This is a genomic window from Allobosea robiniae (genome assembly GCF_900102525.1).
Lineage (GTDB): Bacteria > Pseudomonadota > Alphaproteobacteria > Rhizobiales > Beijerinckiaceae > Allobosea > Allobosea robiniae.
Map to the genome: position 1 here is coordinate 30,746 of NZ_FNBZ01000009.1, position 18,594 is coordinate 49,339.

At 66.9% G+C, this 18,594-nt stretch carries 18 protein-coding genes; 7 read left to right on the plus strand and 11 right to left on the minus strand.

The features are described 5' to 3' along the window. Positions 1-157: 157 nt before the first annotated feature. Together BLQ70_RS22360 and BLQ70_RS22365 are read right to left on the minus strand one after the other, a co-directional pair. Positions 158-1,138: a TRAP transporter substrate-binding protein gene (locus BLQ70_RS22360; protein WP_091861545.1), complete on the minus strand. Its 981-nt coding sequence runs from the start codon at positions 1,136-1,138 to the stop codon at positions 158-160. A 56-nt stretch (positions 1,139-1,194) separates the two neighbouring features. Then, positions 1,195-3,000: a glucan ABC transporter ATP-binding protein/ permease gene (locus BLQ70_RS22365; RefSeq protein ID WP_091861999.1), complete on the minus strand. Its 1,806-nt coding sequence runs from the start codon at positions 2,998-3,000 to the stop codon at positions 1,195-1,197. A 138-nt stretch (positions 3,001-3,138) separates the two neighbouring features. Between BLQ70_RS22365 and BLQ70_RS22370 the strand changes: the two genes are divergently transcribed. Together BLQ70_RS22370 and BLQ70_RS22375 are read left to right on the plus strand one after the other, a co-directional pair. Then, positions 3,139-3,909 carry a motility protein A gene (locus BLQ70_RS22370; RefSeq protein WP_061965977.1) on the plus strand — a complete coding sequence of 257 codons (771 nt, stop codon included), beginning with the start codon at positions 3,139-3,141 and terminating at the stop codon, positions 3,907-3,909. Between the two features lie 15 nt (positions 3,910-3,924). Then, positions 3,925-4,749 carry an OmpA/MotB family protein gene (locus BLQ70_RS22375; RefSeq protein ID WP_061965976.1) on the plus strand — a complete coding sequence of 275 codons (825 nt, stop codon included), beginning with the start codon at positions 3,925-3,927 and terminating at the stop codon, positions 4,747-4,749. Here the strand turns inward: BLQ70_RS22375 and BLQ70_RS22380 are convergent. From BLQ70_RS22380 to BLQ70_RS22410, 8 genes are read right to left on the minus strand one after another with little or no spacing between them, the layout of a single operon-like run. Continuing rightward, positions 4,746-5,033, minus strand: coding sequence for a hypothetical protein (locus tag BLQ70_RS22380; protein WP_091861548.1), 288 nt, complete (start codon positions 5,031-5,033; stop codon positions 4,746-4,748). The two genes, BLQ70_RS22375 and BLQ70_RS22380, sit on opposite strands and share 4 nt — an antisense overlap. 6 nt (positions 5,034-5,039) lie before the next feature. After that, positions 5,040-6,050 carry a WD40 repeat domain-containing protein gene (locus BLQ70_RS22385; RefSeq protein WP_061965972.1) on the minus strand — a complete coding sequence of 337 codons (1,011 nt, stop codon included), beginning with the start codon at positions 6,048-6,050 and terminating at the stop codon, positions 5,040-5,042. Between the two features lie 14 nt (positions 6,051-6,064). After that, entirely contained in the window at positions 6,065-7,027 is a 963-nt protein-coding gene (locus BLQ70_RS22390; protein ID WP_061965970.1) for a CobW family GTP-binding protein, read from the minus strand. Positions 7,028-7,073: 46 nt separating this feature from the next. Next, positions 7,074-8,015 (minus strand): metal ABC transporter substrate-binding protein, encoded by a 942-nt coding sequence (locus BLQ70_RS22395; protein WP_091861550.1) that lies wholly within the window; start codon positions 8,013-8,015, stop codon positions 7,074-7,076. Positions 8,016-8,049: 34 nt separating this feature from the next. Beyond that, positions 8,050-8,925 (minus strand): metal ABC transporter permease, encoded by an 876-nt coding sequence (locus BLQ70_RS22400; protein WP_091861553.1) that lies wholly within the window; start codon positions 8,923-8,925, stop codon positions 8,050-8,052. Between the two features lie 22 nt (positions 8,926-8,947). Beyond that, positions 8,948-9,682 carry a zinc ABC transporter ATP-binding protein AztA gene (aztA, locus tag BLQ70_RS22405; RefSeq protein ID WP_061965964.1) on the minus strand — a complete coding sequence of 245 codons (735 nt, stop codon included), beginning with the start codon at positions 9,680-9,682 and terminating at the stop codon, positions 8,948-8,950. 12 nt (positions 9,683-9,694) lie between these two features. Beyond that, a complete protein-coding gene (locus BLQ70_RS25750; protein ID WP_162260073.1) occupies positions 9,695-9,844 on the minus strand; it encodes a hypothetical protein in 150 nt (49 codons plus the stop codon). A 60-nt stretch (positions 9,845-9,904) separates the two neighbouring features. Continuing rightward, on the minus strand, positions 9,905-11,554 hold the full coding sequence (locus BLQ70_RS22410; protein WP_244512123.1) for an OpgD/OpgG family glucan biosynthesis protein: 1,650 nt from the start codon (positions 11,552-11,554) through the stop codon (positions 9,905-9,907). Between the two features lie 207 nt (positions 11,555-11,761). On the opposite strand from BLQ70_RS22410, the gene BLQ70_RS22415 reads away from it, so the two are divergent. The 3 genes from BLQ70_RS22415 (at position 11,762) to BLQ70_RS22425 (ending at position 15,409) form a co-directional block, all read left to right on the plus strand. Next, positions 11,762-12,727 carry a TAXI family TRAP transporter solute-binding subunit gene (locus BLQ70_RS22415; RefSeq protein WP_091861556.1) on the plus strand — a complete coding sequence of 322 codons (966 nt, stop codon included), beginning with the start codon at positions 11,762-11,764 and terminating at the stop codon, positions 12,725-12,727. Positions 12,728-12,902: 175 nt separating this feature from the next. Continuing rightward, a complete protein-coding gene (locus BLQ70_RS22420) occupies positions 12,903-15,047 on the plus strand; it encodes a TRAP transporter permease (RefSeq protein ID WP_091862006.1) in 2,145 nt (714 codons plus the stop codon). Next, entirely contained in the window at positions 15,044-15,409 is a 366-nt protein-coding gene (locus BLQ70_RS22425; protein WP_091861559.1) for a DUF1850 domain-containing protein, read from the plus strand. Before BLQ70_RS22420 ends, BLQ70_RS22425 begins: the two co-directional genes overlap by 4 nt. Before the next feature lie 18 nt (positions 15,410-15,427). Here the strand turns inward: BLQ70_RS22425 and BLQ70_RS22430 are convergent, their stop codons facing one another. Continuing rightward, positions 15,428-15,667, minus strand: a complete 240-nt coding sequence (locus tag BLQ70_RS22430; protein WP_061965956.1) for a hypothetical protein — start codon at positions 15,665-15,667, stop codon at positions 15,428-15,430. Positions 15,668-15,797: 130 nt separating this feature from the next. Between BLQ70_RS22430 and BLQ70_RS22435 the strand changes: the two genes are divergently transcribed. Together BLQ70_RS22435 and BLQ70_RS22440 are read left to right on the plus strand one after the other, a co-directional pair. Next, complete coding sequence (locus BLQ70_RS22435; RefSeq protein ID WP_091861563.1) at positions 15,798-17,387, plus strand: gamma-glutamyltransferase family protein; 1,590 nt, start codon at positions 15,798-15,800, stop codon at positions 17,385-17,387. Positions 17,388-17,390: 3 nt separating this feature from the next. Beyond that, complete coding sequence (locus tag BLQ70_RS22440) at positions 17,391-18,587, plus strand: amidase (protein WP_091861566.1); 1,197 nt, start codon at positions 17,391-17,393, stop codon at positions 18,585-18,587. Positions 18,588-18,594 lie beyond the last annotated feature (7 nt).

The window sequence follows — 18,594 nt, forward strand, 5'->3', positions numbered from 1 at the left end:
GGTTCTCTCCTGCATCTGGCGGCCGAGAGGCCGTTCGTTGCGGAGGACCATGGCGACTCGCGCGTATGAGGTCGATTACCACCGGGGTAATCGCGCAGCTCCGGGGACTTGCCGCGACAGACCCCCTCGGTTGCGGCGATCGCCCCCCGATCGCGCCCTATTTTTTCTCGTACTGGTCGAGCAGGGCCGCCCCGTCCGGGCCGGCCCGGTGCCGCCAGTCCTCCACGGCGCCGCGCCCGGCCTTGGCCAGTGCCTGGGCCACGTCCGGCGGTACCTCGGCGCGGATCGCGACCTTGTTTGCCCGCATCCGTGCGTAATTTTCATCGAGCCGCGTGCGGATCGCCGTCCATTGCCGCGCTTCCGTCTCCTTCGCCGCCGCATCCACGATCTGTCGGAGATCGGCCGGCAGCGCCTCGTAAGCCGCGAGATTGACCGTCGCGAGCGAGATCGGCATCGCGTAGTTCACCTCGGTGAAATTCGGCAGAAAATCCCAGAGATTACGCCCTGCCCCGCCATCGCCAGAGGAGAGCACGGCGACGACCGAGCCATCCTTCACCTTGGGCATGGCATCGGCGAAGGAGAGGTTGGCCGCCTTGGCACCAGCCGCGTTCATCACGGCGGTCGAAGTCGCGTCATAGGTCCGGATCGACAGGCCCGTCAGGGCGGCGGCCGAATCGAGCGGCGCCTTCGACCAGATGCCCGAGGCCGGCCAGGGCGTCGTGTAGAGGATCTTCTGCCCGAAACCTGCAAGCTTCTTCGCGTAGGCGGGCCGCGCCAGATCGGTCAGGCGGCGCGCGTCGGCGATCGAGGTCGCGAGGAAAGGCAGCGAGGACAGGCCGAACAGCGGATCGACCGCGCCGAGCGCACCGGCGAAGGCATCACCGGCTGCAACCTCGCCCTTCTGCACGGCTGCGATCATCTGCGCCGACTTGATGCCGCGCTTGGCGTCGAAGCTCGGCTTGATCGTCAGGCGCCCGCCGGCCCGTTCATTGACCAGCCCGGCGAAACTCGCGACCCCTTCTCCGGGAATCGCCGTCTCCGGATACTCTGTCGGCATCTCCCAGCTCGTCTGCGCCAATGCGGCGCCAGCGCCGAAGACGAGACCCGTGACGACGAAACCGGCGGCCAGCCATCGCATGACAATTCCCCTCTGGTGCTTTGCCGGAGCATTCCAGCAAGAGGGGTGGGCCCTCGTCAATCCGCCCGCAATTTCTGCGCCAGCGGGCTTGCGGCCTCCGCGGCCGGCTTGTCCGTCACCAGATACTGCGCCCGCGCCAGCGCCGCGAAGCGCCCGCCCTTGGCGACGAGCTCGTCGAAGGTGCCCATCTCCTCGACCTGTCCCTGCTCGAAGACGAGGATGCGGTCGGCGTTGCGGATCGTCGCGAGGCGGTGCGCGATGACGAAGGTCGTGCGGTCCTTCATCACCTCCTCCAGCGCCTTCTGCAGCTTGACCTCGGTCGCCGCATCGAGCGCGGAGGTGGCTTCGTCGAGGATCAGCACCGGCGGGTTCTTGAGCAGCGCGCGCGCGATCGAGAAACGCTGGCGCTCGCCGCCGGAGAGCGTGCGGCCGCGCTCGCCGACCAGCGTGTCGAGCCCGTCGACCTGGCGCGCCATCACTTCGGCCGCCTGGGCACGTTCCAGCGCCTGCATCATCTCGGCATCGGTCGCATCCGGCTTGCCGACCAGCAGGTTCTCGCGGATCGAGCGGGCGAACAGCATCGGCTCCTGGAAGACGACGCCGATATTGCGCCGGAGCGACAGGAGCGAGATCTCGCGGATATCGTTGCCGTCGACGGTGATCCGGCCCGATTGTGGATCGAAGGCGCGGTGCAGCAGGCCCAGCGTCGTCGACTTGCCCGAGCCGGTCGAGCCGACGACGGCGATCGTCTCGCCGGGCTTCACGATGAAGGAGACGTCGCGCACCGCGGCGCGCTTGCCGTCATAGGAGAACGAGACGTCCTCGAAGGCGACGGCGCCCTCGAGCCGGCCGGGGTCCTTGGCATTGGGCAGATCGCGCACGCTCGGCAGCGTGTCGAGCACCTCGAAGAACTCCCGCATCTTCGGCGCCTGCATGAAGATGAAGTTCACGAAGCCGACGATCTGTTCGAGGCGCCCGACCAGCATCGTGGCGAAGCCCATGAAGGTGACGATCTCGCCGACCGTGGTCTGGCCGTGCATCAGAAGCCAGGTGCCGACGATGAAGATCAGGAGCACGGTCAGCGTCGCCGAGGCGCGCGTCGCGACATTGGCCACCGCCCACCAGGACAGCACCGGCAATTGCGCGGCCAGCACATTGGCGATGGTCGAGCGCAGGCCGCGCACCTCCGCCTCGATGCGGGTGAAGCTCTGGATCACCGGTACGTTGCCGAGCGCGTCGGAAGCCCGCTCCGCCAGATTCGAGTGATAGGCCTCGACATTGCTCTGCAAGCGATCGGTCTTGCGCAGCACGAAGGCGGTCAGCGAACCGAACAGCACAACGAGCGCGACCAGCAGCAGCCCGAGCTGCCAGTTCTTCCAGATCGTGAAGGGCAGGAGCACGAACAGTGCGACGGCCGAGGCGCAATGCTCGCGGAAGAAGGACAGCCACAGCCCCCACATCGCATTGGTGCCGTCGAGCATCACCTTGAGTACGCGGCCGGAATGGGTCTGGGTGTGGTAGGCGAGCGGCAGGGTCAGTGCATGCTCGAAATATTCGGCCATCACCGTCAGGCGCGCGCGATGGGCGAGCCTGTCGGCATGCAGCGCGACGAAGACGCCGAGCGCGATATTGGCGAGGCCGAAACCGACCCAGGCGACGATCAGCAGGTTGATGCTGGCCCATGTCAGGGTCCCGCCCGAAACCTGGATCGTGGTCAACCGGTCGATCAGCGCGCCGAACAGCATCGGCTCGGCGAAGGCGACCGCCGCCAGCACGATATTGGCGAGCGCCAGGATGATACCCAGCCGCTTTTCCGGGCCGAGCTCGCCGAGGACGCGGGCATAGAGCGAGAGCAGAGACATCGCGCCGAGCTTTAGCGAAACCGGCGCGCCGGGCAAGCGGTCAACCTTAACGCTTCGTTCAACCCACATCTCTTATGGTTTACGCACTGCGAAAGCCCGGCCCGCGCTCCGGAGCATCGCGTGGATCAGGATGTTGTCATGGATCTCGCCACCGGCGCAGGTATTCTGGGTGGCATCGCGACGATCGTCGCGCTGATCATGATCGATGGCGGCAATTTTGCCGCCTATTGGGACAAGCACGCGGCAATCATCATCTTCGGCGGCGCGAGCGCGGCCACGATGCTGCGTTTTCCCTTCTCGGTGATCGCGCATGGCCTGCCGATGGGTGTCCGCTTCGCCTTCACGATGCGTTCGATCCATCCGCGCGAGCTGATCGACGAGATCACCCGCGTCGCCGAGATCGCCCGCAAGAGCGGCCCCGTCGCCCTCGAGAGCGTAGAGGTCTCCGACCCTTTCCTGGCCCAGGGCCTGCGCTATATCGCTGACGGCTACGACAAGGATTTCATCCGCGACACGATGGAGCGCGACCGCGACAATTTCCTGCAGCGGCTCGACGAAGGCTCCAAGGTCTATCGCGCCATCGGCGACTGCGCCCCGGCCTGGGGCATGATCGGCACGATCCTTGGCATGGTGACGATGTTCGCCAACATGTCGGACCCATCGAGGCTCGGCCCGGCGATGGCGACAGCCCTGCTGGCGACGCTCTACGGCGCGATGGTCGCCAACATGTTCACGTTGCCGATCGCCGACAAGCTGCATATCAAGCTCGAGGAGGAGGAAATCTCCCGCACCTTGATCATCGACGGCGTATTGCAGATGCGCGACGCCAAGAGCCCGACGCTGGTTCGTGAGATGCTGCTCGCCTATCTGCCCGACCATCACCGCGCCGAAATGGTCGAAGCGGCATGATCGGGGCCTAGGGCCATGGCCAAGAAAAAACGCGGGGGACACGGCGGTCACGGCTGGTTCGTGACCTTCGCCGACCTGATGGCGCTGCTGATGGCGTTCTTCGTCATGGTCGCCGCCTATTCGAGCCAGGACAAGCAGAAGCTCCAGATCGTCGCCGGCTCGATGCGCGAAGCCTTCGGTACGCAGACGGACGTCCGCCTCGCCGGCATCGTCGAGCGCGACGGCATCCCGACCAAGAGCCACATCAAGAACGCCCATATCCGCCCGCTGGAGGACGCGACCGACACGCCCGGCCCGAGCCAGCACAACCAGAAGGACGACGGGCTGATGTCGGCGACCTTCGACCGCGGCTTCGCGCTCGCCGCCGCCTCGCTCAGGCAGGCCCTGCGCGACATGCCGGAGATTGCCGAGATCTCGCGCAACGTGCTGGTCGAAGTCTCGGAAGCCGGCATCGACATCCAGCTCGTCGACCAGGAAGGCCGCTCGATGTTCGCGGAGGGCTCGGCCCAGCCGAACGAGCGCATGCGCAAGGTGCTGGCCGCCGTCGCCCCGACGCTGCGCCAGATGCCCAACAAGATCGCCATCTCCGGCCACAGCGCCACGCCGAGACCGGGAGAAGCACCCGAGGGCGACCTCTGGGGCCTCTCCATCGCCCGCGCCAGTGCCGTGCGCGAGATACTCGCCAATGCCGGCGTCCCGAACGAGCGCTTCCTCTCCGTTACCGGCCGCGGCGACACCGAGCCGCTGATCAAGGACAATCCCTATCTGCCCTATAATCGCCGGGTCGGGATCGTGCTCAAGGCCGAGGCGCCCGCTCTGCCGAACGGCTTCAGGCCTTAAGCACGCAAAGCGTCGGCCAGCGCCTCCGCCGTGACCTCGGCCATCGCCATCTGCAACTTGTAGGCGCGGGTCTTTTCGCCAGGCTTCATCACCAGGATCACCGTCTCGCTGCCCGGGCAGGCAGGATCGGCGCAGATGATCTCGTTGACGGCGATCGCCGCCGTCTCGGGCAGGCCGAGATGCTCCCTGACCTGCACCTTCAATCGTTCGGCCGCAGCCTTGGCTTCGGCCTTCGCGTCGCCGCTCTTGCGGGTCTCAGCCTTGCCGAAGAGACCGAAGCGCATCGCCGCTCAGTTCGGCAGCGTCAGCACGCCGGCCGCGCCATCCTCGGCGCCGAAGGCGAGCCGCTTGCCGGCTTTGTCCCAGGCAAAGGCGCTGATGCCGCTGTCGCGTAACGCCGGCCGCACCAGCAATTCGGAACCGTCGGTCAGGCGGACCATCAGGATGCAGCCGTCATCATAGCCGATCGCCAGCACCAGCGCGCCCGGATGGAAGGCGACGCGGGTGACGCGGGCATGGCGCACGCCGCATTCGCGCGGTGCCTTGCCCTGCGGCCCGTCGCCCTGGAACGGCCAGACGATCGCGCCATCCGCCCCGCTCGACGCAAGCCAGAGCCCATCATGCGACCAGGACAGCGAACGGGGCTTGGCCGGATAACCGGTCATCCGCATATGGCCGGGCTTGTCGCCGAGCTTCCAGCCATGCAGCGCGTTCTCCTGCATGGAGGAAACCACGAAACGCCCGTCGGGCGACCAGACGACGTCGATATGCGAGCCCTTCCATTCCAGGAATTCCGGCTTCGCCTCGGTGTTCGGATACCAGAGCGAAACGCCGTTCATCTGGGCGATGGCGAGGCGATAGCCCTTCGGCGCGAAAACGAGGCCCTGCGGCGTGCTCGCGGCATCCAGCGTGCGGATGCGGCCTTTCTCGTCGCGGGCCTGCACGGTCTTGCCGGTATTCCAGGCGAGGTTGCCCGAAGGCGACAGCGTGATCGCATCGATCCAGCGGCGCTTCTGGTCCTTCGCCAACTCTTCCGGCTCACCCTCGAAACGGGTAGCGACGACGCGCCCGTCATCGCCGCCGGTGATCAGGCGTTCGCCGTCGCCGGTGGCACAAAGGATGCCGCCGGCATGGGCCTCGACGCCGTCCACGACGGCGCCGTCGCGCCAGCGCAGCACGCGCCCGTCGGCCAGCGCCAGCACGAGTCCTTGCTTCAGCCAGCGGACCGCGACGACATGCGTCTCCGCGGCAATTGGGGTGACATGCTCGCGCAGCGAGACGGGTGGGGTCATCGTCGTCATGACGCGGCTTTAGCTCACGCCGCGCAGGCTTCAAACCCCTTGCGCAATTCGTTCTCGTTGAGATCGCGCCCGATGAAGACGAGGCGGCTCTCGCGCGTCTCGCCATCCTTCCAGTCGCGCTGCAGGTCGCCGTCCAGGATCATGTGCACGCCCTGGAAGACGAAGCGGCGCGGCTCGTTCTTGAAGGCCAGGATGCCCTTTGAGCGCAGGATGTTCGGCCCCTGGATCTGGGTGAGGTCGTTGATCCACGGCATGAATTTTTCAGGATCGACATCGCCCGGCACGGTCAGCGAGATCGAGCGCACATCCTCGGCATGGTGATGGTGATGCCCGGATTCGAGGAAATCCGGCTCGATATCGAGGATGCGGTCGAGATCGAAGGCGTTGCGGTCGAGCAGCGCGGCGATATCGACATTGGCGCGCTCGGCCTTGTGCAGCTTGGCATAGGGGTTGATGGCGCGGATCGCGGCCTCGACATCCGCCAGCTCTTCCGCCGTCACGAGATCGGTCTTGTTGAGCACGATGACGTCGGCGAAGGCGATCTGGTTCTTCGCCTCCGGCGCATCCTTCAGCCGGTCCTTCAGCCACTTGGCGTCGGTCACGGTGACGACCGCGTCGAGACGGGTGGCATCGCCGACATCCTGGTCGACGAAGAAGGTCTGCGCGACCGGCGCGGGATCGGCGAGACCGGTGGTCTCGACGATGATCGCGTCAAACTTGCCCTTGCGCTTCATCAGGCCGTCGAGGATGCGGATCAGGTCGCCGCGTACGGTGCAGCAGATGCAGCCGTTGTTCATCTCGAAGATTTCCTCGTCGGCGCCGACGATGAGATCGCCATCGATGCCGGCCTCGCCGAACTCGTTGACGATCACGGCGAATTTCTTGCCGTGGTCCTCGGTCAGGATGCGGTTGAGGAGCGTGGTCTTGCCGGCGCCCAGATAGCCGGTGAGCACCGTGACGGGGATTTTCTCGGACATGGCTTGACCTGAATGACTGCGACGCGACGAGGATGACACCGCCCGGTCAGGCCGGGCCGGCGGCGAGCGCCTTTTCGATTTCGCTTATATTGTGCTTCATCATCCGGATGTAAGTCCCCGCCGGCCCGCTCTCGGCCGAGAGCGCATCCGAATAGAGCCGGCCGCCGACCTTGGCGCCGCTCTCACGCGCGATCTGCTCGACAAGGCGCGGATTGGTGACGTTCTCGAGAAAGACCGCCGGAATCTTCTGCGCCTTCACCTGCCGGATGATGCGGGCGACATCTCTGGCGGAAGCCTCGGCCTCGGTCGAAACGCCCTGCGGCGCGACGAAGGCGATGCCATAGGCCTTCACGAAATAGCCGAAGGCATCATGGGTGGTGATCGCCTTGCGTCGCTCGGCCGGGATGCGCGCGATGGCGGCTTTCACCTCGCCTTCGAGCGTGTCGAGCTCGGCGAGATACGCCGTGGCATTGGCCTCATAGCTCGCCTTGCCCGCCGGATCGGCTGCGCTCAGCGCATCCCTGATGTTGGCGACATAGAGTTTTGCATTGGCGACGCTCTGCCAGGCATGCGGATCGTCATGGCCATGGGCATGCGCATGGCCGCCCTTGCCCTTGTCGTCATGGTCGTCGTCGGTTTCGAGCGGGGTGATGCCCTTCGTCGCCTCGGCCATCGTCGCCTTGGTGCCCGAGGATTTCACAAGACGCGGCAACCAGCCCTCGAAATGCAGGCCGTTGACGAGCACGAGCTTGGCGGCAGCCATCGCCTTCGCATCGGCCGGCGTCGGCGAATAGACATGCGCATCGCCGTCGGGGCCGACCAGCGTGGTCACGCTGACGCGATCACCGCCAATTTGCCGGGCGAAATCGCCGAGGATCGAGAAGCTCGCGACGACCGGCAGCTTCTCCTGCGCAAAAGCGCCGAACGGCGTGGCGACTGCGGCAAGCCCGAAAGCGAGGCCAGCGACGAAAGCGCGACGGTTGGGCATGGGCGACTCCAGGATATGTAACGATATAACGTTTCTATCTCTGGAGATGGGCGCGAGGCAAGAGGCGTCGTGCAAGTCCGTCCTGCGAGCCGAACAGGAGCGAGCCGATATAGATCGCCCCCGCGGCGAGGATGATCGACGGTCCCGCCGGCAGGCTCGACCCCGCCGCATAGGAAACCACCAGCCCGGCATAGCCGGACACCATGCCGAAGCCGGCCGCGAGCAGGAGGAGCCGCGTGATATCGGCCGTCCAGAAACGCGCCGCCGCAGCCGGCAGCATCATCATGCCAACGGCCAGCAAGGTCCCCAGTGCATGGAAACCGGCGACGAGATTGAGCACGACGAGCGCGAGGAAGGCGAGATGCACGACGCCACCCGAGCGACTGACCGAACGCAGGAAGCCGGGGTCGACGCATTCCAGCACCAGCGGCCGATAGAGCGCCGCCAGCGATAACAGCGACACGGTCGCGACGCCGGCGAGCAGGATCAGCACCTGGTCGTCGAGCGCCAGCACATTGCCGAACAGCACATGCAGCAGGTCGATCGCCGAGCCCCGGAGCGAGACGATGGTGACGCCGAGCGCCAGCGAGATCAGGTAGAAGGCGGCGAGCGAGGCGTCTTCCTTGAGGACGGTCGCGCGCGCCACCGCGCCTGCCGCCAGCGCCACCGCAAAGCCGGCCGCGAGCCCTCCGATCGTCATCGCCGGCAGCGAGAATCCCGCAACGAGATAGCCCAGCGCCGCGCCAGGCAGGATCGCATGCGCCATGGCATCGCCCGTCAGGCTCATGCGCCGGAGCATCAGGAAGACGCCGATCGGCGCGCCCGAGACGGAAAGCGCGACCACGCCGACGAGCGCGCGGCGCATGAAGTCGAATTCGGCGAAGGGGCCGATGAGGAGATCGTAGAACATCGGCTTGGCCTGTTTGGGCGGATCAGGCGGCGTCGCGCTGGCAGGGAACGGCGTGGCTGTCGAAGGCCTCGACCATGCGCCGCGCCTTCAGCAGGTTCTCGGGCGTCAGCACAGTCGCGGTCTCGCCCCAGGCCACGGCCTCGCGCGCCAGCAGCAGCGTCTGCGGGAAGGCCTGCCTGACGGTCTCGATATCGTGCAGCACGGCCACGACCGTGCGGCTCTCGCCATGCCAGCGCCGCACCAGCTCCAGCAGATCGGCGGTGGTGCGGGCATCGATCGCGGTGAAGGGCTCGTCGAGCAGGATCACGTCGGCATCCTGCAGCAGGAGTCGCGCGAAAAGCGCCCGCTGCATCTGTCCCCCGGAGAGCGTGCCGATCGGCCGGCGCTCGAAGCCTGTGAGTCCCACGGCCGCAATGGCGTGCTCGATCTTGTGGGCAGCCCCGGCCCCGATGCGGCCGAAGATGCCGGCGCGGTTCCACAGGCCCATGGCGACGAGATCGTAGACATGGATCGGGAAGGAGCGGTCGAGATCGGCCGATTGCGGGAGATAGGCGAGCCGCTTGCCCCTGGCGAGCGCAACGCCGCCCGAGAGGGGCGCGAGTGCCCCGGCAATGCCCTTGAGCAAGGTCGACTTGCCGGCGCCGTTCGGCCCGACGATGGCGGTCAAACTGCCGGTCTCGATCTCGCCGGAGAGATGATGCACCGCCGGATGGCGGTCATAGCCCAGCGTCAGGTCGGTCAGGCGGATGGCGGACATGACGCTACTCGATCACAGGATCACGGCCAGCGTCGCCAGCCAGAGCAAGGCGACGACGACAGCGGCCAATCCCACGCGCGTTCCCGCCGACAGACGCAGCAGCGACCACCCCGGAGCTTCCGAGGCGGCGCGATGCGTGTGAGGAGCGTGCGCGTGAGCCATAAGAAATGATATAATGTTACGCTCACGCCGGGGCAAGCGCGATTCCGCGCCCGTCCCCGCTCAGAACGGCAGGTACTGGTAGAGCCAGGTCTCGGTCAGCACCGTATCGCCCGCCTTGAGATAGCAGCGCATCTCAACCGGCTCGCTGCCGGCGACGGTGAGGTCGAACTGGGCGCGCCAATGGCCGGAGACGTCGTCCGGAACCGCTTCGGTGAAGACATAGGAGAAGCTGCCACGCGAGGTCGAGAGCACCACCTCCGGCTTCGTGCCGAAGGGGATCGCCTCCAGCGCCAGGCCGAGGAACTCGACCATGAACTTGCGCACGCCGCGCGGCCGCGCCGTCCCCGGCTGGCCGCCATTGCCGAGCCGCATCGCGACGACCCGCCCGAGCTTCGTCGGGAAGGGTTCGTCGGAGAGCCAGTGCAGCGTGTAGCGGAAATTATAGGCGTTACCGGCCTTGGCTGGCGCCTCCGGCACCCACATCGCCACGATATTGTCGTGGATCTCATCGTCGGTCGGGATCTCGATGAGTTGCACCGAGCCCCTGCCCCACTGCCCGTCCGTCTCGACCCAGAGGCTCGGACGGCGCTCGTAATGCACGCCGTCGAGATAATGCCCGGTCTCGCGGTCGCGCTGCATCAGCCCGAAACCGCGCGGGTCGCTGTCGACGAAGGACGAGGCCATGGTGTGCGGGGGATTGTTCAGGGAGCGCCAGGCGCGCTCGCCCGAACCGGTCCAGAGCCCGAGCCCGTCGGAATCATGCACCTCGGGGCGCCAGTCGACCGCCGTCTGCTTGACCGTCTCGGAATACCAGAACATCGAGGTCAGCGGCGCGATACCGAGCCGCGAGACGTCCTTGCGCAGATGCAGCGCGGTCTCGATCTCCATGGTGACGCCCTTGCCGCGATGCATGCGGAAGCGATAGGCGCCGGCCAGGCTCGGCCCTGAAAGCAGCGCATGGACCACGACATGTTCGGCGCCCGCCTGCGGGGTTTCCAGCCAGATATGGGTGAAATCGGGGAATTCCTCGGCCTTGCCGGAGACCGCCGGGTCGATCGCGACGCCGCGCGCCGACAGGCCGTACTGATAGAGTTCGCCGATGGCACGGAAATAGGAGGCGCCGAGAAAGGCGACCCAATCGTTCGTCTTCCAGTCGAGCGCCTCGCCGTTGCGCCCGGGATGGCCGCTGCGGCTTTCCTGGAGGCGGAAGCCGGCGAAGCCCGCTCCGGCGGGGAGTTCGCGCGCCGGCGAGTTGACGGGCATCTCGAAATAGCTGGCATCGTAGACGATCTCGCGCGCCTTGCCGTCATCGACGACATGCATCCTCACCGGCTTCTGGAAGAAGCGGCCGAGATGGAAGAAGGTCACCGGCCAGGGCGAGGGACCATTCGCCCAGAGCGCCGCTTCCGGCTTGAACCGGATCTTGCCATGGGCCTCGTAATCGATCCGCCGCATCACCTCGGGCCGCGGATTCGGCGGTGCCGAATAGGGCTTGGCCGCCATCTCCTTCGCACGCTCCTTCAGGGCTTCGAAGCTGAATTCCTTGGCTTCGCCCAGCTTGAGCCCCTGCTGCGCCAGGGCTTCCGGCGCAAAGCCGAGCGCGGCAAGCGTCGCTGTCGCGCCCGCGCCGGCGAGAAGAGTCCGTCGGTCGAGGCGAAGCCCCTGGCTGCTACCCTGCTCGGCGCGGTCCTGCATGTCGTTCCTGGTCATTCGTTGCTCGGAAGCGCAGCCAGACCGCCCATGGCGAAGTGACCGTGCGAAACCGGAGATAGGCAGCCGATCATGGCGAAACCAGTCCGGCCCTTGGGCTAAAGGCGGACTGCCACCTGTTGTCGAACGCTTTCCCTTTCCGGTTCAGCATGCTCTAAAAACGCGACAACTGGCCGCATGAGCCGGAGCGACCCTCAGGGAGATGTCATGAAAGCACAGTTCTGCAGCCGTCTTGCCGGCTTTGCCGCCGCCGTTGCGCTGGTCGCCGCGCCGGTCACCGCCAGCGCCCAGGAGTTCATCAACATCCTGACCGGCGGCACCTCCGGCGTTTATTATCCGATGGGCGTCGCGCTCTCGAAGATCTATGGCGAGAAGATCCAGAACGTCCGGCCGACCGTGCAGGCGACCAAGGCCTCGGTCGAGAATCTCGTGCTGCTGCAGCAGGGCCGCGGCGAGATCGCCTTCACGCTGGGCGATTCGCTCGACGCCGCCTGGAAGGGCGACGAGGAGGCCGGCTTCAAAGCACCCCTGAAGAAGCTGCGCGGCGTCACCGCGATCTATCCGAACTACGTCCAGATCGTCGCCTCGAAGGAGAGCGGCATCAAGACGCTGGCCGATCTCAAGGGCAAGCGCCTCTCGGTCGGCGCGCCGAAATCCGGCACCGAGCTCAACGCCCGCGCCATCCTGGCCGCGGCCGGCATCACCTACAAGGACCTCGGCAAGATCGAGTACCTGCCCTTCGCAGAATCGGTCGAGCTGATGAAGAACCGCCAGCTCGATGCGACCCTGCAATCGGCCGGCCTCGGCGTCGCCTCGCTGCGCGATCTCTCGACCTCGGTCGAGATCAATGTCGTCGAGGTGCCGAAGGCCGTCATCGACAAGGCCGGCCCGCCCTTCATCAGCGCCCCGATCCCGGCCAATACCTATACCGGCCAGAGCGCGGCGGTGAACACGGCTGCCGTGGTCAACTACCTCGTCACCCATGAGGGCGTGAAGGAGGAGCTGGTCTACCAGATGACGAAGGCGATCTTCGAGAATCTCGGCGAGCTCGCCGCCTCGCATGCGGCCGGCAAGGAGATCAAGCTGGAGAAGGCGCTCGACGGCATGCCGGTCCCGCTGCATCCGGGCGCCGCGCGCTATCTCAAGGAAAAGGGCCTGAAGGTCGGTTCCTGACGCCTGCATGAAGCGCGTCATCCCGTGCGCGCTGCAGCGTGTAACGCTGTTGCGCAGACACGGGGCCGCGCGACGAGAAGGCGCCTTCTCCTGAGAACGATCCCGCATCTGCGCAGCGGCATTCCATGCCGCGGCGCGTGCGGGATGACATATGAGCACCGGCAGGATCTGGACGATGACCACCACCGCCGCCGAAACCGACCAGTTGGAAACCCTCTCCGGTGCGAAGCCGGGCGAGGTCGAGCACGCCGATCTGGACAATTTCGAGCATGGCTTCCCGCCCGGCTTCGGCCCCGGCGGCTGGGGCCTGTTCGCCTATGGGCTGGCGCTCGCCTTCGCCGCCTTCCAGATTGCGGTCTCCGCCTGGAACTTCCTGCCGAGCCAGGCGGCGCGCGGCGTCCATGTCGGCTTCCTGCTGCTGCTCTCCTTCGGCCTCATCGCCAATTTCAGGGCCAAGGACACGCCCGGCCGCCTGCTCGGCTGGGCACTCGGCATCCTCGGCTTCGGCATCGGCCTCTATCAGTGGATTTTCTACGCCGACCTGATCCTGCGCGACGGCGATCCCTCGACGCTCGATCTCGTCGTCGGCACGCTCCTGATCGTGCTGATCTTCGAGGCGGCCCGCCGTTTGATGGGCAACGCCTTGCCGATCATGTGCGGCGTCTGCCTGCTCTACTGGTTCTTCGGCCAGTATCTGCCCGCGCCCTTCAACCATCGCGGCTACGGCTTCGACCAGATCATCGGCCACCTCTCCTTCGGCACGGAAGGCTTCTACGGCACGCCGATCTACGTCTCCGCGACCTATATCTTCCTGTTCATCGTCTTCGGCTCCTTCCTCGAAAAGGCCGGGATGATCCACCTCTTCAACGATGTCTCGCTCGGCCTCTTCGGCGGCGCGCGCGGCGGCCCGGCCAAGGTCGCCGTGGTCTCGTCGGGCATGATGGGCATGATCTCCGGCTCCGGCGTCGCCAATGTCGTGACCGTCGGCCAGTTCACCATTCCGCTGATGATCAAGTTCGGCTACCGGCGCGCCTTCGCCGCCGGCGTCGAGGCCACGGCCTCGATGGGTGGCCAGATCATGCCGCCGGTGATGGGCGCCGTCGCCTTCATCATGGCCGAGACGCTGGGCGTGCCCTATGCCGAGATCGTCAAGGCCGCGGCGATCCCTGCCGTGCTCTATTTCGCCTCGGCCTTCTGGATGGTGCATCTGGAGGCCGGCAAATACGGCCTCAAGGGTATCGAGCGCTCCATGCTGCCGAGCCCGCTCAAGGCCCTGCGCGAGCGCTGGTATCTGGCGCTGCCGCTCGCCGTGCTGGTCTTCATGCTGTTCCACGGCTTCACACCGCTCTTCGCCGGCACGATGGGCCTGGCATTGACCGTCGGGCTCCTGCTTGGCGCCGGCATCACGGCCGGCTTCAGCACGCAGACGCTACGGATCATCTTCTGGGTCGGGCTCGGACTCATCGCCGCGGCGCTCTTCCGCGAGGGCATGGATATCCGCATCGTCGCCGGGCTGATCGCGGTCCTGGTCCTCGCCAACGCCTTCACGCTCGGCGGGCGCACGACGCTGGCGATCAGCCGCGACGCGCTGGCCGACAGCGCCAAGACGGCGCTGCCCGTCGGCATCGCCTGCGCCATCGTCGGCACCATCATCGGCCTGATGACGCAGACCGGCATCGGTACCACCTTCGGCGCCTGGATCATCGGGCTCGGCCAGCACAGCCTGTTCCTGGCCCTGATCCTGACCATGATCCTGTCGATCCTGCTCGGCACCGGCATCCCGACGATCCCGACCTATATCATCGTCGCCGCGCTCGCCGCCCCGGCACTGGAAAAGCTCGGCGTGCCGCTGATCGTCAGCCACATGTTCGCCTTCTACTACGGCATCATGGCCGACCTCTCGCCGCCGGTGGCGCTGGCAGCGCTCGCCGCCGCACCGATCGCCAAGGAAAACCCCGACAAGATCGGCTGGGAGGCGATGCGCGTCGCGCTCGCGGGCTATGTCATCCCCTTCATCGCCGTCTATTCGCCGGCGCTGATGCTGCAGCAGGGTGATCCGATGGCGAACGTCATCGGCTTCTGGCCGGCCGTGGTCTACGCCACCTTCAAGGCGACGATCGCCATCGGCCTCTTCGGCATGGTCGCGATCGGTTGGCTGTTCGGGCGCCTCACCGTGATCGAGCGCGTACTCTGCTTCGGCGCCGCCGTGCTGCTCTTCGGCGAGTTCGCCTATAGCGACCCGCTCGGCTATGCGCTGGCTATCGCCATCGTCGGGCGGCACTGGCTGGCCGCGCGCAAGGCAGAGACGGCCGCCGCATGAGCCTGTGCCTCGCGGCCGGCGCGCTCGTGGTAGCGCTCGGCACGGGCGAGATCACGCTGGGCTGGCGCCATTCGGTGCAGAAGACGCTCTGGGAGGAGGTCTGGCGGGAAACGCCCGCCGGCCTGGAGATCGTCGAGGCCCGGATCGAAGGCTCCGGCGCCGGCATGGACCCGCCCGATGGCGCGAAGCTCGTGGACGGCTTCTGGCGCTGGCATCCGGCGCTGCCGCCGCTGAAGGACGTGGTGATGCGCCGCTCGGGCGCGACGGCCGACTGGCGCATCTGCACGGCATCGGGCTGCCGTCCGATGGGAGACTATCTCCCGGCGGATGCCGATCCGGTCACGCTGAAGATCTGCGATTGATAGAAAAGGCCGAAGGCCTCAATCGACCTCGGTCAGATGCTCGATCTTGAGCATGCGGCGCATCAGGTTGACGATGCCGTAGGCCGCGAAGACCGAGAAGATCGCCATCATGATGTATTCGAAGATGGTGCCGAGCTCGAACAGGCCCGCCAGCGCCCAGCCAGCCGCCAGCGCCACGCCGAGGAGCTCGACCGCGATCAGAATCCCGAACGAGGTGACCATGATCAGGTTGCGCCAGTTGGTATGCCGTCCGGCCATGCTGTCCTTCCTTCGCGCGAGCACCTCAAGCGGTCATGCGCCCCACGCACCTAGCGGAGCTTGCCGCCCCATGCAACAAATTCGCGCCCCTTGCCCAGATGGGCACGATCTGCGCGCTTGAAAAGTCCTGATGCTGGATACGCCTGTCTTCGCTTCCGCCGCCGTGGCGGCCCCTCACCGCCTCGCCTCCGAAGCGGGCCGGGCTGTTCTGGCCGAAGGCGGCAACGCCATCGAGGCCATGGTCGCGATGGCCGCGACGATCGCCGTGGTCTATCCGCATATGAACGCCATCGGCGGCGACGGCTTCTGGCTGGTGCATGAGCCCGGCGGGAAAATGCACGGCATCGAGGCCTGCGGCCCGGCCGGCGCGCTCGCCACGATCGAGCGCTATCGCGGCAAGGGCTACGACATCCTGCCGGCGCGCGGGCCGGAAGCCGCCCTGACCGTCGCCGGCGCCGTCAGCGGCTGGCAGCTCGCCCTCGACCTCTCCCGCGCGCTCGGCGGCCGCATGCCGCTGCGGGAATTGCTGATCGATGCGATCACGCATTGCCGCGAGGGCTATGCGGTCTCGGATTCCGAATTGGGCAACAAGCCGAACGAGCTGGAGGCCCTGAAGGCCGCTCCCGGCTTCGTCTCCAGCTTCTGGATCGATGGCGCCCCGCCCAGGCCCGGCGCCCGCCGCAAGCCGGAGGCGCTCGGCGCCGCCCTGCAGCAGCTCGCCGATGCCGGCCTCGACGATTTCTACCGCGGCGATGTCGGCCGCGAGATTGCCGCCGATCTGGAGCGCATCGGCGCCCCCGTTACCCGCACCGACCTCGAACGGTATCACGCACGCTCCGTCGCACCCCTCTCGCTGAAGCTGTCCGGTCTGACCGTCGCCAACCTGCCGCCGCCGACGCAAGGGTTGGCCTCGCTGATGATCCTCGGCATCTTCGGGCGGCTCGGCCCCTGGAAGCTCGACTCGTTCGAGCATCATCACGGCCTGATCGAGGCGACGAAGCGCGCCTTCGCGATCCGAGACCGCTACGTCACCGACCCGGCCGAGCTCGACCACCCGCCCACCGAATTCCTGACCGAGGCCGCGCTGGCCCGAGAGGCTGCCGCCATCGATATGAAGCGGGCTGCAAAGCTGCCGCTGCGCCATGGCGACGGCGACACGGTCTGGATGGGCGCCATCGACGGCAAGGGCCTCGCAGTCTCCTATATCCAGTCGATCTACTGGGAATACGGCTCCGGCTGTGTGCTGCCGGCGACCGGCATCCACTGGCAAAATCGCGGCGTCTCCTTCTCGCTCGACAAGAACGCCACCAATCCGCTGGTTCCGGGCCGCAAACCCTTTCACACGCTGAACCCGGCGCTTGCCCGCTTCGACGACGGGCGCGTCCTGCCCTATGGTTCGATGGGCGGCGACGGCCAGCCGCAGTTCCAGGCGCAGATCCTGACGCGCTACCGCGCCGGCCAGAACCTCGCCACGGCGGTCGACGCGCCGCGCTGGCTCTTCGGCAAGACCTGGGGTGCGGGCTCGACCAGCCTCAAGTTCGAGGATCGATTCGACCCGTCGCTGCTGGAGCGGCTCGATGCCGCCGGCCATCCGGTCGAGGAAAGCGGCCTCGCCTATTCCGAGGGCTTCGGCCATGCCGGCATGCTGGTGAAGCACGCCAGGGGCCAGGTCGAAGCCGTGCATGATCCGCGTTCCGATGGCGATGCGAGGGGGCTCTGACGCATGACTTTCGACGATCCGTTCCGCTGCTTCCTTCCCTATCCCGACGCCGAGGTGAAGCATGCCGTTGCCGGCCCGCTCGCCGGGCTGACGCTGGCGGTGAAGGATCTCTTCGACATCAAGGGCTACCCGACCGGGGCGGGCTCGCCGCTGGTGCTGGCGCAGTCCGGCATCAAGGCCAAGACGGCCCCGATCGTGAAGGACCTGCTCAAGGCCGGCGCCCGCTTCGTCGGCAAGACCCATACCGACGAACTCGCCTTCTCGCTCAACGGCCAGAACGCCCATTTCGGCTCGCCGATCAATCCGGCGGCGCCCGATCGTATCACCGGCGGCTCCTCCTGCGGTTCGATGGCAGCGGTCGCCGGGCGCCTCGCCGATATCGCTCTCGGATCGGACACCGGCGGCTCGGTCCGCGCGCCGGCGAGCTATGGCGGCCTCTTCGGCATCCGGCCGAGCCACGGCCGGCTCTCGCTGAAGCGCACCTGGCCGCTCGCGGCAAGCCTCGACACGCCCGGCTGGTTCGCTCGCGACGGCGAGACCTTCGCCCGCGTCGCCAATGTCCTGTTCGGCCCCGACAAGACGGAACTCCAGGAGGCGCCGCGCCTCCTGATGGCCGACGACATGTTCGCCCAGGCCGTGCCCGAGGCGGAGACGATCCTGCGCAATGTCGTGCAGCGCACGGTTCCGGCGCTCGGCCAACCCGAGGGCATCAAGCTCGTCCGCGATCTCGACCCGCTCTACTGGGCCTTCCGCTGGATCCAGGGCCGCGAGGCCTGGGCTTCGGACGGCCCGATGATCGAACGCTTCAGCCCCCCGCTCGGGCCCGGCGTGAAGGAGCGCTTCGCCTTCTCGAAGGCGGTGACCGACTCCGAATATGCCAAGGGCGAATCCACCCGAAAATCCGTCCGCACCAGGCTTTCGCGCCTGCTCGGCCAGGACGGCGTGCTGATCCTGCCGACCATGCCGGATATCGCGCCGCTGATCGCGGCGAAGGAGCCCGAGCTGGAGGATTTCCGCAACCGGGCGCTGCGCCTGCTCTGCCTTGCGGGCTTATCCGGCTTCCCGCAGATCACGATTCCCGTGGCGCAGCGCGAGGGCGCCCCGCTCGGCCTGTCGCTGATCGGACCGAAGGGCTCCGACCGCTCGCTCGTCGCCTTCGCCGTGCGCTACGAGCGCGCCGCCCGCATCCGGATCGCCTGAGAGGAGA

Coding starts and splice junctions, on each gene's coding strand:
- BLQ70_RS22360 (WP_091861545.1), bottom strand. CDS start 1,138: ATGCGATGGCTGGCCGCCGGTTTCGTCGTCACGGGTCTCGTCTTCGGC.
- BLQ70_RS22365 (WP_091861999.1), bottom strand. CDS start 3,000: ATGTCTCTGCTCTCGCTCTATGCCCGCGTCCTCGGCGAGCTCGGCCCG.
- BLQ70_RS22370 (WP_061965977.1), top strand. CDS start 3,139: ATGGATCTCGCCACCGGCGCAGGTATTCTGGGTGGCATCGCGACGATC.
- BLQ70_RS22375 (WP_061965976.1), top strand. CDS start 3,925: ATGGCCAAGAAAAAACGCGGGGGACACGGCGGTCACGGCTGGTTCGTG.
- BLQ70_RS22380 (WP_091861548.1), bottom strand. CDS start 5,033: ATGCGCTTCGGTCTCTTCGGCAAGGCTGAGACCCGCAAGAGCGGCGAC.
- BLQ70_RS22385 (WP_061965972.1), bottom strand. CDS start 6,050: ATGACGACGATGACCCCACCCGTCTCGCTGCGCGAGCATGTCACCCCA.
- BLQ70_RS22390 (WP_061965970.1), bottom strand. CDS start 7,027: ATGTCCGAGAAAATCCCCGTCACGGTGCTCACCGGCTATCTGGGCGCC.
- BLQ70_RS22395 (WP_091861550.1), bottom strand. CDS start 8,015: ATGCCCAACCGTCGCGCTTTCGTCGCTGGCCTCGCTTTCGGGCTTGCC.
- BLQ70_RS22400 (WP_091861553.1), bottom strand. CDS start 8,925: ATGTTCTACGATCTCCTCATCGGCCCCTTCGCCGAATTCGACTTCATG.
- aztA (WP_061965964.1), bottom strand. CDS start 9,682: ATGTCCGCCATCCGCCTGACCGACCTGACGCTGGGCTATGACCGCCAT.
- BLQ70_RS25750 (WP_162260073.1), bottom strand. CDS start 9,844: ATGGCTCACGCGCACGCTCCTCACACGCATCGCGCCGCCTCGGAAGCT.
- BLQ70_RS22410 (WP_244512123.1), bottom strand. CDS start 11,554: ATGACCAGGAACGACATGCAGGACCGCGCCGAGCAGGGTAGCAGCCAG.
- BLQ70_RS22415 (WP_091861556.1), top strand. CDS start 11,762: ATGAAAGCACAGTTCTGCAGCCGTCTTGCCGGCTTTGCCGCCGCCGTT.
- BLQ70_RS22420 (WP_091862006.1), top strand. CDS start 12,903: ATGACCACCACCGCCGCCGAAACCGACCAGTTGGAAACCCTCTCCGGT.
- BLQ70_RS22425 (WP_091861559.1), top strand. CDS start 15,044: ATGAGCCTGTGCCTCGCGGCCGGCGCGCTCGTGGTAGCGCTCGGCACG.
- BLQ70_RS22430 (WP_061965956.1), bottom strand. CDS start 15,667: ATGGCCGGACGGCATACCAACTGGCGCAACCTGATCATGGTCACCTCG.
- BLQ70_RS22435 (WP_091861563.1), top strand. CDS start 15,798: ATGCTGGATACGCCTGTCTTCGCTTCCGCCGCCGTGGCGGCCCCTCAC.
- BLQ70_RS22440 (WP_091861566.1), top strand. CDS start 17,391: ATGACTTTCGACGATCCGTTCCGCTGCTTCCTTCCCTATCCCGACGCC.